At 42.5% G+C, this 13,918-nt stretch carries 16 protein-coding genes, 2 rRNA genes and 1 riboswitch; of the genes, 16 read left to right on the top strand and 2 right to left on the bottom strand.

The annotated features are described in order from the left end of the window. Window positions 1-82: ribosomal RNA gene (locus AC0YN7_RS27385) — 23S ribosomal RNA — on the top strand; the annotation flags it as partial. A gap of 130 nt (window positions 83-212) precedes the next feature. After that, window positions 213-329 (top strand): 5S ribosomal RNA (gene rrf, locus AC0YN7_RS27380). Window positions 330-426: 97 nt separating this feature from the next. Here rrf and AC0YN7_RS27375 read toward each other — a convergent pair. Next, complete coding sequence (locus AC0YN7_RS27375) at window positions 427-957, bottom strand: transposase (RefSeq protein WP_475813193.1); 531 nt, start codon at window positions 955-957, stop codon at window positions 427-429. A 229-nt stretch (window positions 958-1,186) separates the two neighbouring features. On the opposite strand from AC0YN7_RS27375, the gene AC0YN7_RS27370 reads away from it, so the two are divergent. The 10 genes from AC0YN7_RS27370 to rsmI all read left to right on the top strand — a co-directional run bounded on the left by AC0YN7_RS27370 (window position 1,187) and on the right by rsmI (window position 8,697). Then, window positions 1,187-1,378, top strand: a complete 192-nt coding sequence (locus AC0YN7_RS27370) for a sigma factor G inhibitor Gin (RefSeq protein ID WP_475813192.1) — start codon at window positions 1,187-1,189, stop codon at window positions 1,376-1,378. A 106-nt stretch (window positions 1,379-1,484) separates the two neighbouring features. Further along, on the top strand, window positions 1,485-3,017 hold the full coding sequence (locus tag AC0YN7_RS27365; protein WP_475813191.1) for an aminotransferase class I/II-fold pyridoxal phosphate-dependent enzyme: 1,533 nt from the start codon (window positions 1,485-1,487) through the stop codon (window positions 3,015-3,017). Between the two features lie 94 nt (window positions 3,018-3,111). Beyond that, entirely contained in the window at window positions 3,112-3,768 is a 657-nt protein-coding gene (tmk, locus tag AC0YN7_RS27360; protein WP_475813190.1) for a dTMP kinase, read from the top strand. Window positions 3,769-3,796: 28 nt separating this feature from the next. Then, window positions 3,797-4,126, top strand: a complete 330-nt coding sequence (locus tag AC0YN7_RS27355; RefSeq protein WP_475813189.1) for a cyclic-di-AMP receptor — start codon at window positions 3,797-3,799, stop codon at window positions 4,124-4,126. 16 nt (window positions 4,127-4,142) lie between these two features. Then, window positions 4,143-4,586: a YaaR family protein gene (locus tag AC0YN7_RS27350; protein WP_475813188.1), complete on the top strand. Its 444-nt coding sequence runs from the start codon at window positions 4,143-4,145 to the stop codon at window positions 4,584-4,586. Window positions 4,587-4,641: 55 nt separating this feature from the next. After that, complete coding sequence (holB, locus tag AC0YN7_RS27345) at window positions 4,642-5,619, top strand: DNA polymerase III subunit delta' (protein ID WP_475813187.1); 978 nt, start codon at window positions 4,642-4,644, stop codon at window positions 5,617-5,619. A 3-nt stretch (window positions 5,620-5,622) separates the two neighbouring features. After that, a complete protein-coding gene (locus AC0YN7_RS27340) occupies window positions 5,623-6,426 on the top strand; it encodes a PSP1 domain-containing protein (RefSeq protein WP_475813186.1) in 804 nt (267 codons plus the stop codon). A gap of 70 nt (window positions 6,427-6,496) precedes the next feature. Then, entirely contained in the window at window positions 6,497-6,898 is a 402-nt protein-coding gene (locus tag AC0YN7_RS27335) for an initiation-control protein YabA (RefSeq protein WP_475813185.1), read from the top strand. Window positions 6,899-7,150: 252 nt separating this feature from the next. Continuing rightward, window positions 7,151-7,819: a tRNA1(Val) (adenine(37)-N6)-methyltransferase gene (locus AC0YN7_RS27330; RefSeq protein ID WP_475813195.1), complete on the top strand. Its 669-nt coding sequence runs from the start codon at window positions 7,151-7,153 to the stop codon at window positions 7,817-7,819. Further along, complete coding sequence (gene rsmI, locus AC0YN7_RS27325) at window positions 7,816-8,697, top strand: 16S rRNA (cytidine(1402)-2'-O)-methyltransferase (RefSeq protein WP_475813184.1); 882 nt, start codon at window positions 7,816-7,818, stop codon at window positions 8,695-8,697. Before AC0YN7_RS27330 ends, rsmI begins: the two co-directional genes overlap by 4 nt. Window positions 8,698-8,818: 121 nt before the next feature. On the opposite strand, the gene AC0YN7_RS27320 is transcribed toward rsmI, so the two are convergent. After that, window positions 8,819-9,073, bottom strand: a complete 255-nt coding sequence (locus tag AC0YN7_RS27320; protein WP_475813183.1) for an AbrB/MazE/SpoVT family DNA-binding domain-containing protein — start codon at window positions 9,071-9,073, stop codon at window positions 8,819-8,821. A gap of 269 nt (window positions 9,074-9,342) precedes the next feature. On the opposite strand from AC0YN7_RS27320, the gene AC0YN7_RS27315 reads away from it, so the two are divergent. The 4 genes from AC0YN7_RS27315 (at window position 9,343) to rnmV (ending at window position 13,916) form a co-directional block, all read left to right on the top strand. Next, a complete protein-coding gene (locus tag AC0YN7_RS27315; RefSeq protein WP_475813194.1) occupies window positions 9,343-10,641 on the top strand; it encodes an HD domain-containing protein in 1,299 nt (432 codons plus the stop codon). Between the two features lie 17 nt (window positions 10,642-10,658). Beyond that, a complete protein-coding gene (locus tag AC0YN7_RS27310; protein ID WP_475813182.1) occupies window positions 10,659-11,432 on the top strand; it encodes a TatD family hydrolase in 774 nt (257 codons plus the stop codon). Window positions 11,433-11,616: 184 nt separating this feature from the next. After that, a riboswitch (cyclic di-AMP (ydaO/yuaA leader) is annotated at window positions 11,617-11,798 on the top strand. A 245-nt stretch (window positions 11,799-12,043) separates the two neighbouring features. Next, the gene (locus AC0YN7_RS27305; protein ID WP_475813181.1) at window positions 12,044-13,192 is read left to right on the top strand and encodes a ubiquitin-like domain-containing protein; all 1,149 of its coding nucleotides are present in this window, start codon (window positions 12,044-12,046) and stop codon (window positions 13,190-13,192) included. A 175-nt stretch (window positions 13,193-13,367) separates the two neighbouring features. Next, window positions 13,368-13,916: a ribonuclease M5 gene (gene rnmV / locus AC0YN7_RS27300; RefSeq protein WP_475813180.1), complete on the top strand. Its 549-nt coding sequence runs from the start codon at window positions 13,368-13,370 to the stop codon at window positions 13,914-13,916. Window positions 13,917-13,918 lie beyond the last annotated feature (2 nt).

The raw sequence follows: 13,918 nt of genomic DNA, 5'->3' as shown, positions 1-13,918 counted from the left end.
GACGACGAGGTTGATAGGTTCGGGGTGGAAGCACAGCAATGTGTGGAGCTGACGAATACTAATCGGTCGAGGGCTTATCCTAAAAAAGTTTGCATGGACCCATACATCCGGTAGACAAACAGCTAAGGTTCAGGAAGACTACTTTCGTATCCAGTTTTCAGGGCGCAACGCCTTGTTGGTTTATTGTTGGAGCGATTCAACAAATAATCTAGTTTGGTGGCGATGGCGAAGGGGAACCACGCGTTCCCATACCGAACACGACCGTTAAGCCCTTCAGCGCCGATGGTACTTGGACCGCAGGGTCCTGGGAGAGTAGGACGTCGCCAAGCACGAATGACCTATCGCATGTATGCGATAGGTTTTTTGTTGTATTCTTGTATAAACAAAAGCCCCATACGCTTCAAAAGAGCGTGTGAGGCTTTTGTATTATCGAGTATAATATGATGCTTCTCTAAATTGAAGGCGCAGGACACCATCCTTGGGCTCCTTACGGAAGGAGAAGGATAATAAGAGACGTGGGATGAGCAGCCATAGATGCCAGCTAATCATACTAATCATTAACGATTCTTTAATCCAGGGATATAGAAGTGCGATCGCGCATAAGCCAATCCAGAATAAATGACGATGAACTCTTCGGAAGAGCGATAGCTTAATGTCATTAGCTGGTTTGAAGCCTATCCAAGGGGGATTAATTCGCCATATCCACTTCCTATCTGCTGCTTCATCTACTCGAATGAAGGTTAATAGTAAAATAACGATATGGACGATTTGTATAACTGCAAACCCGAACAGCCATGAGAAAAGCCCATCCATTTTGTACATGAGCATTTGAACGGCGAGAAATATTGCAGCGATTAGTAAATAACTCTGAATGAGCTCGGTCCGAATGATTTTGCGCTTCTTAAGCTGGTATTGATAAATTGTAGCATTTTTCTGATCGGATAATGGTTGGCGCATGATGAACGTCCTTCCCAAATGAACATAAACCCTCGTTAACTATATCGGTATTTAGAAGGAATCTGTCCATAGTTTTAGTGAAACATTTTTTCAGAATGCTGTCACCATTAGCCTATGGGCTGCATACGCTATATAAATATTTGAAATGTGCTATGAAACAAGTATAAATAGATAGAGTATGTGTCATAATAATAGCTATATAGGAATGCATAAGAAAGCGGGGATTGCTATGAATGGTAATCGCGTGCACAATTGTATTATATGCGGCCAATTAAAGGCTGAAGGTGAAGGAATCCGTATTGTTTCAGAATTTATTTGTGAGGCTTGTGAAACAGAAATGGTTCATACGGATGTAAAGGATGATAAATATCCTTTTTTTATTCATCAAATGAAGCAAATATTTCTTGAGAAAAATGCTTGAGCAGTTTCTGACTTCAGAAGCTGCTCTTTTTTTGCGTATTAATTGAGTTACAATAGAACATAGTTGGGAAATGTGATGATTTTACGAGAGAGGAATGTCCTGTTAAATGAAGCCTTTTAAAGCACCGCTATTTGAAGCTCTAATCCATCATTCTAAATCCAAGCCTTTAGGCTTTCATGTTCCTGGTCATCATTATGGGATAGCATTACAATCATTCAATCAATTGATGGATTCTCCATATAATCCAGCACTGTGGTTCTCAGCTGTTATGCAGCTTGATGTGACCGAATTGTCTACAACAGATGATCTACATCATCCTGAAGCTTCTATTAAAGAAGCGCAGCAGCTTGCAGCAGATTGCTTTGGAGCAGATGATACATATTTTCTTGTTGGAGGCAGTACATCCGGAAATATAGCGATGATACTGACGGTTTGTGAACCTGGTGATCAGATCATTGTTCAGAGGAATGTACATAAATCGATTATTAATGGTCTGAAGCTTGCTGGAGCTGCAGCTGTTTTCTTGACGCCCCAAGTAGAGGGGGATACTTCACTTGCAACCGTACCTTCCTTGCAGCAGCTTGAAGAAGCATTGAGAATGTATCCGGAGGCAAAGGCTGTATTTTTATCTAATCCGAGCTACTATGGCAGGGGTGTTCATCTAAAAGCATATGCGGATCTCGCTCATCAGTATGGGAAGCCGTTAATCGTGGATGAAGCGCATGGCGCGCATTATGGCTTTCACACTTGCTTGCCACAGTCAGCTCTTGCAGCAGGAGCAGATGCAGTCATTCAATCTGCGCATAAAACGTTGCCGGCTCTAACAATGGGTGCGATGCTTCATGTTCAAGGAGGTAGGATTCAAAGAGATATTCTAAGCCAGTCTCTAGCTATGATTCAAAGCTCAAGCCCATCTTTTCCGATTCTTGCTTCATTAGATATTTCCCGAGCAATGATTGATTCACTGGGGGATCAGTTATTTGAACAAAGCTTAATTTCAGCTAATTCTTTTCGAAAGTGGATGAAGGAAAGTTCATCATTCATACAGGCAGTAGGGGTAAAATTAAGTACTGATGATCCGGCGGTTGATTGGTGCGATCCGTTAAGGGTAATCATTTATGATAACAGCGGTATATTAACTGGTTTTGAGCTTCAGCGTCGTCTTGAGGAATATGGTTGCTTTGCAGAAATGGCAGATCCGCGTTTTGTTGTGCTGATTTTTGGCATTCAGACATCATTAGAAGACATAGACAAGCTTCAAAAAGCAATTGTCGCGATAAACAACTCGCATACTTTTAGTGGTGCACGATCACAGCAAAAGAAGTTAGTGACGCAGACGAAGCATTCTTTTTCTCATGTAGATTTAGCAATTTCACTGCCAAAGGCTGTTTTATTTGCGCGGGGAAGGTTTAAGAATAAGGAAAGTATACGAGTTCCTATAATAAGTGCAGAACATCGAATCGCCGCAGAAATGGTAACACCGTACCCTCCAGGTATTAGTATTTTATATCCAGGTGAAATAATATCTTCAGCAATTCTTATGCAAATACAACAGCTTTCGACTGCAGGAGCGAAGTTTCAGGGTGCACTGGACCCTTCACTATCGACAATAGCTGTATACACGAATAGTGAAGATTAGAGGAGTAGATTTTGTGATCCTATAAATGTTCATTGTACAAGGGGATAGGCTTTGTTATAGTATAATTAACTTACATGTTAGGAGAAGCCTTATATTGAAAAAAGGTATTTTCATCACGATAGAAGGCGGCGAAGGCGCGGGCAAATCGACACTGATCGAGCAGTTGTCGAATAGAATGCACAATAGGGGAAAATCGGTCATGACGACGAGAGAGCCTGGTGGAATTCCAATCGCCGAACAGATTCGCACTGTTATTTTAGACAGAAGCCATACAAATATGGATGCAAGAACGGAAGCGCTTCTATATGCTGCAGCTCGAAGACAGCATTTAGTGGAAAAGGTTGTACCCGCATTAGAGAAAGGTCTATTCGTTATATGTGATCGCTTCGTAGATAGCAGTCTTGCTTATCAAGGCTATGCAAGAGGGCTAGGGATAGATGAAGTATGGGACATCAATCGTTTTGCTATTCATAATGTTATGCCTGAGCTAACAATCTATATGGATGTATCCCCTGAAGTGGGGCTTACTCGCATAGCACAGGCAGCAGATAGAGAAGTAAATCGTTTGGATCTTGAACAGCATTCTTTCCATGAGCTTGTACGCGAAGGGTATATGCAGCTGTTAAGGCAGCATTCTGATCGAATAGTTCTAATAAATGCGGAGCAAAGTCCGGAAAAGGTATTTGATGACGTTTTAGCTGTTATTGACAGTCGATTTGCAGGATTTTTTGCAACCGATGTCAAATTGTAATGCTAATAGTAATCAGGGGGGAATGAAGATGAAATTAGTAATTGCGATTATCCAGGATAAGGACAGTAACCGATTGTCGAATGCATTGGTGCGTGGTGGTTTTAGAGCGACCAAGCTCGCAAGTACTGGTGGGTTTCTACGCGCGGGTAATACGACGTTTATGATCGGCATTGAGGACGAACGTGTACATGAAGTGCTCCAAGTCATTAATTCGAACTGCAAGGTACGTGATCAATTAGTTACACCAGTGTCCCCAATGGGTGGATCGTCAGATTCTTACATTCCTTTTCCTGTAGAGGTACAGGTTGGCGGTGCGGCGGTATTCGTTGTTCCAGTCGAACGTTTTGAACATTTTTGAATGGGCGTGATATTCGATGAAAATTGACCAAAGTTTTCGTCCTTTAGGACAAAATCGCGCTAATAATGATTCGGGGACGAAGTCGATTCAGCCTAGAAACTTTGCCGATGTTATGGTACAGCAGGATGCCAATCGGACGCAGGAGCAGCTGCAGCAGAAGATACAGGATATTCAACTTCAAGGTGATCGATTAGCAAAAATTATGACGGTTCGCGAGTTGAAATTATATCGGCAGATGGTTAAGAAGTTTTTGGAGGATACGATTAGGAGAGGCGTCGTTCTAAAGGAAGTCAGAGGCTTTGATCGCAGAGGACGTATAAAAAGATATAAATTGTTGGATGAAATTGATGCAACACTTATTTTGATGGCTGAAGATTTACTGGACAGCGAACAGGGTAGAATAGACTTGTTGGCCAAGATGGGCGAGATACGCGGCCTTCTTATCAATTTGCTATTTTAAAAGGTAAGAAATCCGTTAATATATGAAAGCAAGCAAGGAAAGGTTTTGAACGGTTATGAGCCTTGAACAAGTATCCGGACAATGGAAAGCAGAGCGTATTTTGAAGAATTCGCTGCGGAGCGGCAAAATCTCACATGCCTATTTATTTCACGGTCCCTCGGGAACTGGAAGAATGGAAATGGCCCGTGAATTCGCAAAAGCATTATTTTGTGTTTCTGGCAGAGTGGAGGCATGTGGCGAGTGCATCGAATGCCGAAAGTTCGAGAATGGCAATCAATTGGATTTAATTACAGTAGCTCCAGACGGTCAATCTATTAAGATTGACCAGATTCGGGAGCTTCAGCGTGATTTCTCCTATCGTAATAGCGGTACTAATCGTAAAATATATATGATTGAACAAGCGGACAAGATGACGATACAAGCTGCCAATAGTTTACTAAAATTTTTGGAAGAGCCTGTATCATCAGTTGTTGCTATATTGATCACTGATAATAGCCAAGCTGTTTTGCCTACAATCCGCTCAAGAACACAATGGGTTCCATTTTTACCAATGTCACCTGAGCATATGCTGCAAACGCTTGTAGCAGAAGGCGCGCCAGCATTATTAGCTCGTGTAGCTGTTCAATTATCAGCTGGGTTAGGCGGCGCTAGACAATTTCTCCAACAGAATCAGTTTGCAGAAATCCGAAACCTAGTGATACAATTAGGTAAGGAGAGTTTGACCCGATTCACCGCGGCGATAATCACTGCTGGGCAGCAGTTATTTAAAACAGATTTAGTTGAGCATACACAATTGCTGTTGTCATTATTAGTTGTATGGTTTAAAGATTTGATACAGTTCCAGGCCGGAAGGCAGGACAACATCGTTTTTATAGATCAGTTAGATTGGATAGGCAAGCACGCCTTTAATCGATCATTCGCAGGCTGGGTGTCCTGCATAGAGCATACGCTTGAAGCAAGTAAACGAATACGTGCGAACGTGACGCCACAGCTTGCATTCGAGCAACTTATGGTAAACTTACAGGAGGGCTAATCCTTGTATAATGTGGTCGGTGTCCGCTTCAAGAAAGCGGGCAAGATTTATTACTTTGACCCAGTCGAACATCCCGTGAACAAGGACGAGCATGTCATTGTAGAAACTGCACGTGGAATCGAATATGGTAAAGTAGTGGTGGGACAAAAGCAGGTTGGTGAATCGGATGTCGTCCTTCCTCTCAAGAAAGTAATCCGAATAGCAAGCGATGTTGATGCTAAGGTTGTAGAAGAGAACCGAACAGCGGCTAAAAATGCATTTGGTACTTGTCTTGAAAAAATTAAAGGTCACCAGCTTCGAATGAAGCTAGTGGACGTAGAGTTCACGTTTGATCGCAATAAAATAATTTTTTATTTTACAGCGGAAGGCAGAGTCGATTTTCGTGAGCTAGTTAAGGATTTAGCAAGCGTATTCCGTACTAGAATCGAGCTTCGTCAAATAGGTGTTCGCGATGAAGCGAAAATGCTTGGCGGAATCGGTCCGTGTGGACGAGTATTATGCTGTTCATCATGGCTAGGAGATTTTGAGCCAGTATCTATTAAGATGGCCAAGGATCAGAATTTATCGTTAAATCCCACGAAAATATCGGGATTATGCGGGCGACTCATGTGTTGCTTGAAGTATGAGCATGATAATTATGAAAGCATTAGAGAGGAGCTTCCTGCAATTGGGAAGTTCGTTGTTACCTCATACGGAGAAGGTAAGGTTACTGGTATTAATACATCTACAAAAAGTGTGTATGTACAGTTATTTGATACACCAGGTAAACCGAAAGAACTGTCTATGGATGATGTAGTCATAAAGTAGACATTAAGAAGACAGCGTTCGATTCTCACGGGTGAGGTAACACTCACGCTTGAAGTTCTGGGGTGGGAACTTGGAGAAGAAAGATATATTCATTCAAATGGATGAGCTGGATAATCGAGTCGGTGCATTTCATGCCGAGCTTACCGCTTTGAAGCAGAAGGTAAAAGAGCTGCTTGAAGATAATAAGCGTCTAAGTGAGGAAAATAACCAGCTGCGTCAAGTGTTTAAGAGAGAGACAGATCTACAGCGGGAAGCAATTCTTGCTCCTGCTAAAGGTGAACAAGCCACGAAGCGTCATGAGAGACAAGCTCTTAATGAGGATGCGTTTGCAGAAGCAGGCATAGCTATAGGAGAAGGCCATGACAATTTAACGCGGTTGTACCACGAAGGATTCCACATATGCAACGTTTATTACGGGCATCTGCGGACGGAGGGTGACTGTTTATTCTGTTTATCCTTTCTAAATAAATAGTGGAATCCATTTTAACCGCCGTCCTTGCCGCAAGGGCGGTATTTTTTTTTAAAATATAAAAATTTATAAGTTTTCACTTATAAATGTACTTATACATCTCCGCGAAACAAATGCTTTGGCCGTATAGGACGGCGACAGCCGTTGACGCTTGATTATGGCTATTTTCTTAAAGAACACCTTAACGATAAAAGGAGCGGCAGAAACGTGTCGGAACAAATAACCTTAGCTGAAAATGAACGGCTTGATGATTTAATGACGGATAATGGCTTGAAGATTATACAAAGTAGGGAAGTATTCAGCTTTTCATTGGATGCGGTATTGCTATCCAAGTTCGCAAGTATTCCAAAGCACGGACGTATTGCTGATTTATGTACAGGCAATGGTGTAATTCCAATGCTCCTATCTACGAGAACCAATGCTCGCATCGATGCGGTAGAAATTCAGCCAAGATTGGCTGATATGGCAAGAAGAAGCGTTGCGTTAAATCAATTGGGCGAACAAATTACAATAATCGAACAAGATTTAAGACTGTATCCTAAGCAAGCGGGAAATGGTGTTTATGATGCAATTACAGTAAATCCACCATACATGCCTGTAACAGCCGGTGAGCAGAATGAAAATGAACATTATGCGATAGCACGACATGAAATTCACTGTACGCTAGAAGACGTAGCAGAGGCTTGTACGAAGCTTGTGCGTCCAGGAGGAAAAGTATCGATGGTCCACCGACCATCTAGGCTGCTCGATATTGTAGAAACGATGAGAAAATGGCGCCTAGAACCCAAACGTATTCAATTTGTTCATCCCAATGCAAATGCGGAAGCAAATATGGTCCTAATAGAAGCGATGCGTGATGGGAAGCCTGATATTAAATTACTGCCGCCAATTATGGTGTATGAGAAAGGAGTGCAGATCGTTTGAATATACAGAAGAGCTTCTCAGAAGCAGCTAATAGATCAGCAGGTTGTCTCTATTTAGTGGCAACACCTATAGGAAACCTGGAGGATATGACCTTTCGGGCGATACGTATCTTGAAGGAGGTTGATCTAATCGCTGCGGAAGATACGAGGCAGACGCGCAAGCTTCTCACTCATTTTGAAATTGGTACCCGAATCGTTAGCTATCATGAGCATAATAAACGAGCAAGCGGGCCTGAGCTAATAAGATTGCTGCTGGAAGGTCAATCGATTGCGCTTGTAAGTGACGCGGGTTTGCCGGCTATATCTGATCCAGGGGCTGATCTCGTGAGAGATGCAGTAGAGCATGATATTGCGGTTATTCCTCTTCCAGGTGCAAATGCGGCGCTGTCAGCACTTATCATGTCAGGTTTGCCTACGGATCGTTTTCTATTTACCGGTTTTCCTCCACGAGAGCGTAAAACATTAATAAAATGGCTTCAAGAAATAAGCACACAGACAGGAACATTAGTTTTTTATGAATCGCCGCATCGAATTTGTAAGACGTTAGACGTTATATTGGAATGTCTAGGAGATCGTCGCATCGCATTAGTACGAGAGTTAACGAAAAAGCATGAAGAGGCAGTCCGAGGAAGTGTAACAGAATGTATAGAGTGGTTTGCTGAGCACCCTCCGTTAGGTGAATTTTGCATCGTAATTGATGGTGCTGGGCAATCAGATCAGACAGGACAAGCACAAGGTGATATGTGGTGGTCGGAATTAGATATTTTTGCTCATGTTGCCCATTACGAAGAGCAATATGATCGGAAAGAAGCGATTAAGAAAGCAGCAGTAGATCGAGGATTACCGAAGCGCGATGTATATAATGAAGTGAACAGATAGGGTATGCTATTTTGGGCAAAAAAAAAGACCTTCCTGGCCGGGTTCTAGCGCAGGAAGGCATCAAGGAAATATAAAAAGGTTAGAATTAACAAGTAGATAATTTCATTATAACTTATTTTTTTTATTTTGTCACAGGTGCAGGCATCTCAGAAAGACAAATATGACAAATTATTTTTCCTTTGAAATAAGATACGCTTTCTGCGTTACCACAGAAGATACATGCGGGCTCGTATTTCTTCAACATAATACGCTCGCCATCTACATAAATCTCAAGTGCGTCCTTCTCGCCAATTCCAAGTGTGCGACGCAGCTCGATCGGAATAACTACACGTCCTAGTTCATCAACCTTACGAACAATACCAGTAGATTTCATCATAATCTAGCAGTTCTCCTTTAAAAATATATTCGCCATAGTTCGACATAGTTTTTGCTTTTATGAATACTATAATACCAACGATTCCCAAAATAGTCAACATAAATATCGCTATAATAGCTGATAGGATAACAATTTGACTAGCTGTAAAGGGCGTATTACTATGTATTACAATACAACAGCTTTGATATTTTGGAAACTAATTTACGACACTATTCGACATAATACACGCTGTTTGTGTCGAAAGTATGAACGAAGGAGATGAGATAATGATGAAGGAACAGCTAACGGAAGAGAAGGTATTTAAGGATCCTGTTCATAACTATATTTATGTACAGGACCAAACGATTTGGGAATTGATTAATACGAAAGAATTTCAAAGATTACGTAGAATTCGTCAATTAGGCGCATCCTTTTTAACCTTTCACGGGGCGGAGCATAGTCGGTTTTCACACTCACTTGGTGTATATGAAATAACACGAAAAATTATTTCTCAGTTCGAACGAAATCACTTTCCAGACTGGCCTAAAGAGGAGCGGCTAGTATCGTTATGCGCGGCGCTCTTGCACGATGTCGGTCATGGTCCGTTCTCACACTCTTTAGAAGAAGTATTCGATACGGACCATGAGCAATGGACGTGCAATATAATATTAGAAGATACTGAAATCAATCGTGTACTGCGTTCTGTATCCGATGATTTTCCTCAGAAGGTTTCTTCGGTTATTAAGAAGACATATCCGAAGCCGATCGTAGTTAGTCTCATTTCTAGTCAGATGGATGCAGATCGTATGGACTATTTGTTGAGAGATGCCTATTTTACAGGTGTAAATTACGGGACATTTGATTTAGAACGTATTTTGCGTGTATTGCGCCCATATAAAGGACAAATTGTAGTGAAGGAAAGCGGTATGCATGCGGTAGAACATTATTTAATGTCACGATATCAGATGTATTGGCAGATTTACTTCCATCCAGTAACAAGAAGTTCTGAGATTATTTTACGGCAAATATTCAAGAGGGCTCAGGAGCTTTACGCGAGCGGCTATGTCTTTGAGTGGCTGCCTAACTCATTGATGTGTCTACTGAACAATACGTTGACCGTATATGATTATTTGAAGCTGGATGAAGCTCTTGTTCAAACGGTCTTTACGCAGTGGGCGGAAGAAAATGATACTATTCTGAGTGACTTATGCGACCGTTTCATGAATCGTAAATTATATAAATATATTACGATTGAAAACCCGGATGAAGCACTATTAAATGAAATAAGTGATGGCTTCTCTTCTATCGGTTTACATCCTGATTATCATATGATGATTGATTTCCCATTTGACCTGCCATATGACGTGTATCGACCGGATAAAAAAGAGGGAGAAAAGGAAGGAAAAGCGCCGATTTTGTTGTTAGATGGCCAAGGAGAAATAAGTGAAATATCTGCCAAATCCGACATTGTTCGTTCTATTACCGGCCTGCATCAAGGGCAATATCATTTGTATTATCCAGAGGAGCCGTTAAAACAATCTGCGCATTTATTAAGCGCTTCGTTAAAAAAATTATTCAAGCTGGACTAAAGGAGCCTGACACTAACATGACATTACTGTTTGATACCCATACACATCTAGACTCGACCAAGTTTGACGAGGACCGTACAGAGGTTATAGAACGCGCAAGAGCCGCAGGTGTACATATGCTTGTAAATATAGGCTTTAATCGTGAAACGATTCCCACGACTATGGCGCTTGCGGAGCAGTATGATTTTATTTATGCGGCTGTCGGCTGGCACCCCGTGGACAGCATAGATATGCTACCAGAGGATTTGGAATGGATCGAGCGGCTGTGCTCTCATGAGAAGGTCGTTGCCATTGGAGAGATTGGACTGGATTATCACTGGGATACGTCGCCTAAAGAAGTGCAGCAGCGTGTATTTCGTGAACAAATTAGACTTGCGCGCAAGGTTGGAAAACCTATTGTTATTCATAACCGAGATGCGCATGAGGATGTCATTCGTATTCTTCAGGAAGAAAATGCAGCAGAGGTCGGCGGTGTGATGCATTGCTTCTCAGGAAGCTGGGAGACAGCTAAGCAATGCTTAGATATGAACTTTTATATTTCATTCGGCGGTCCTGTTACTTTCCAAAATGCTCGCGTTCCAAAAGAGGTAGTGAAGAGGGTTCCGCTCGACCGATTATTGATCGAAACCGATGCCCCATATTTAGCTCCAAGTCCATTTCGAGGGAAGCGAAATGAGTCAGCATATGTGTCTCGTGTAGCAGAGACGATAGCTGAATTACTGGGCAAAACAGTAGATGAAATCGCATCAATTACGAGTGAAAATGGTAAAAAATGTTTCAACATTGATTGATAATACGTGAATTCGAGAGAATTAGAGACATTTAGGGCGTAAAAACTAATTTTTATAGAGGTAATCGCCGATTTTTACCGTCTTTACCCCTCTTTTTAGCTAAAATCGTCTTTTATCGCATCTTTACAACTAGGCGCAGATGAAGGTATGATTCATCTCAGAGCATTAAACTTTTGTATTGGATTTCCAGTTTGCGCTTAATCTCCATTCGGAGAGCGGGGGAACCAGGTGCGGGAAAAATTACCGCATTTTGAATTCTTCAGGGGTGAATTTCTTAGCCGATGCCATGAGCATTGTACTACGAATAGGGCTGCTCTCTTGCCCGAACCCGTCAGCTAACCTCGTAAGCGTTTATAGAGAGTGATCAAACCTCGTGCCCATTTTTTTTGTATCCCTAGTGTAAAAACCCGGGAAGCCACGAAACAGATCCTCTGTCGACGGCTTCTTTTTATTTTCGAATAAACGGGATTTTGTCGACATAGGGTTAGAGATGGGGATGGGAGGTTAGATAGCATTACTGGTTTGCGTGCTTGCACGCCAATATACTATAGTCGCGTCAGTTGTATCATGCGTAACACTTGGCGGCGGGGCTATGAAGGAGGACCGATGAAGTGGGATTATTCCAGGTAAAGGACACCCATGGGAAACGATCATCCAGCATGTCTTTCGCATTGCGATGGAAGCGTGAAAACTTGCGTTTGATTCTTTTGAGTGCTATTATCTCAATCGCTATGACTTTCATGTTTTTGGTGTTGTTGTACGGAACGGCTGTCAAAAGCGTCTCCGTAGTAGTGAATGGACAAGAAACCGTTGTTGAAACGAAGCAATGGGTCCTGCAACGCCTACTGGATGAACAAGCTATCGCAATTGGACCACATGATGAGGTGTCAATGCCGCTTAACGCGGCGATAAAGGACGGAGATCGTATTGAGGTAACTCAAGCGATACCGGTAATTGTGAAGGCTGATGGCAAGGCATCGACTGTATACACGACAGAGAGAACAGTGCAGGCGGCGATCGAGGAATTAAATATTCCTGTTCGTGGTCAAGATAAAGTATCACCTCCGCTGGAATCAGTCATTAATGCGGAAACGACGGTTACTGTAGTTCGTGTCGATACAAAGGTATCGGAAACGAAACATGTATTGCCGTTCTCTATCGTAAAGAAAGACGATCCAACGCTGGAAAAGGGTAAGGAAAAGCTCGTGAAGACCGGTAAGGAAGGGCTTGTTGTTGAACGAATCGAGAACCAATATGAGGATGGTGTATTGGTATCAAAGAAGTCGGTCAACAAGGTTGTGCAGACAGCATCAGTCGATCAGGTTGTAGCAGTCGGCTCAAAGAAGGAAGAGCCTAAAGTATCGGTGCTCTCGAATAAGACTCAGAGTGTACCAACACTGACTAAGAACGGTGTGAAGTTCAAGGCGAAGAAAGTAATTAAGAACTTCACCTTAACTGCATATTCTGCAGGCGTAGAGTCGACAGGTAAGGATGATAGCCATCCACAGTATGGAATTACTGCATCGGGTGCCCGTGTTAAAGAGGGACGGACCATTGCGGTAGACCCGAAAGTTATTCCAATTGGCTGGTGGGTATACATCGAAGGTATAGGTTTCCGCCGCGCGGAAGATAAGGGCGGGGCCGTTAAAGGCAATAAAATCGATATTTATTTTGATAGCTCCAAGAGTGCGGATAAGTTCGGTAGGAAGAAAGGTTATACGGTCTATTTATTAGGACCGAATAAACCTACCGCAAGCTAATTTAAGGGGTTATCATCATCATATCGTAAAATGCAATTAAATATGCCATCATAAGGAGAGGCACTGCCTCTTCTTTTTGCATGTTTGCGGACAAGTTAGGTTAATAGTAACAGTAGCAACTGAGGCCATCCGTAGACGTTGGAGCGAGTGATAATTCAGGAAGGGAATGGTCTTAGTGATCAAGGAGATCATTGTCGTTGAAGGCAAGGATGATACTATAGCTATTAAACGAGCAGTTGAGGCGGATACGATTGAAACGAACGGATCTGCGATCGGCGAGGATGTACTGCGCCGGATTGCTCTGGCTAACGAGCGCCGCGGTGTTATTATTTTTACGGATCCCGACTATGCTGGCGAGCGAATTCGCAAAATTGTTGCGCGTCATGCGCCGGGCTGCAAGCATGCTTTTTTACCACAAGAGAAAGCTTTGTACAAAGGTGATATCGGAATTGAGAATGCAAGCCCGGAAGCCATTCGCGGAGCACTCTCAGAGCTTCGTACGGAGACTCTAGATGAAGAGGGAGAGATAACCTTCGAGGACTTAATGGAAGCAGGGTTGATTGTGCATCCAGACGCGTCTAATCGTCGATTAATCATAGGCAAAATACTTGGTATTGGTTATGCGAATGGTAAGCAGTTTTATAAGCGCTGTACAAGCTTCCGTATCTCTAAGGCGGAATTTACGGCTGCGCTTCGTGAGATGGAAGAGAAACTGGAGGGATAAGC

It is taken from the genome of Paenibacillus sp. J31R122 (genome assembly GCF_056269185.1).
This window is presented reverse-complemented; position numbering and strand designations above follow the sequence as displayed.

Coding starts and splice junctions, on each gene's coding strand:
- AC0YN7_RS27375 (WP_475813193.1), bottom strand. CDS start 957: ATGCGCCAACCATTATCCGATCAGAAAAATGCTACAATTTATCAATAC.
- AC0YN7_RS27370 (WP_475813192.1), top strand. CDS start 1,187: ATGAATGGTAATCGCGTGCACAATTGTATTATATGCGGCCAATTAAAG.
- AC0YN7_RS27365 (WP_475813191.1), top strand. CDS start 1,485: ATGAAGCCTTTTAAAGCACCGCTATTTGAAGCTCTAATCCATCATTCT.
- AC0YN7_RS27355 (WP_475813189.1), top strand. CDS start 3,797: ATGAAATTAGTAATTGCGATTATCCAGGATAAGGACAGTAACCGATTG.
- AC0YN7_RS27350 (WP_475813188.1), top strand. CDS start 4,143: ATGAAAATTGACCAAAGTTTTCGTCCTTTAGGACAAAATCGCGCTAAT.
- holB (WP_475813187.1), top strand. CDS start 4,642: ATGAGCCTTGAACAAGTATCCGGACAATGGAAAGCAGAGCGTATTTTG.
- AC0YN7_RS27330 (WP_475813195.1), top strand. CDS start 7,151: ATGACGGATAATGGCTTGAAGATTATACAAAGTAGGGAAGTATTCAGC.
- AC0YN7_RS27320 (WP_475813183.1), bottom strand. CDS start 9,073: ATGATGAAATCTACTGGTATTGTTCGTAAGGTTGATGAACTAGGACGT.
- AC0YN7_RS27315 (WP_475813194.1), top strand. CDS start 9,343: ATGAAGGAACAGCTAACGGAAGAGAAGGTATTTAAGGATCCTGTTCAT.
- AC0YN7_RS27310 (WP_475813182.1), top strand. CDS start 10,659: ATGACATTACTGTTTGATACCCATACACATCTAGACTCGACCAAGTTT.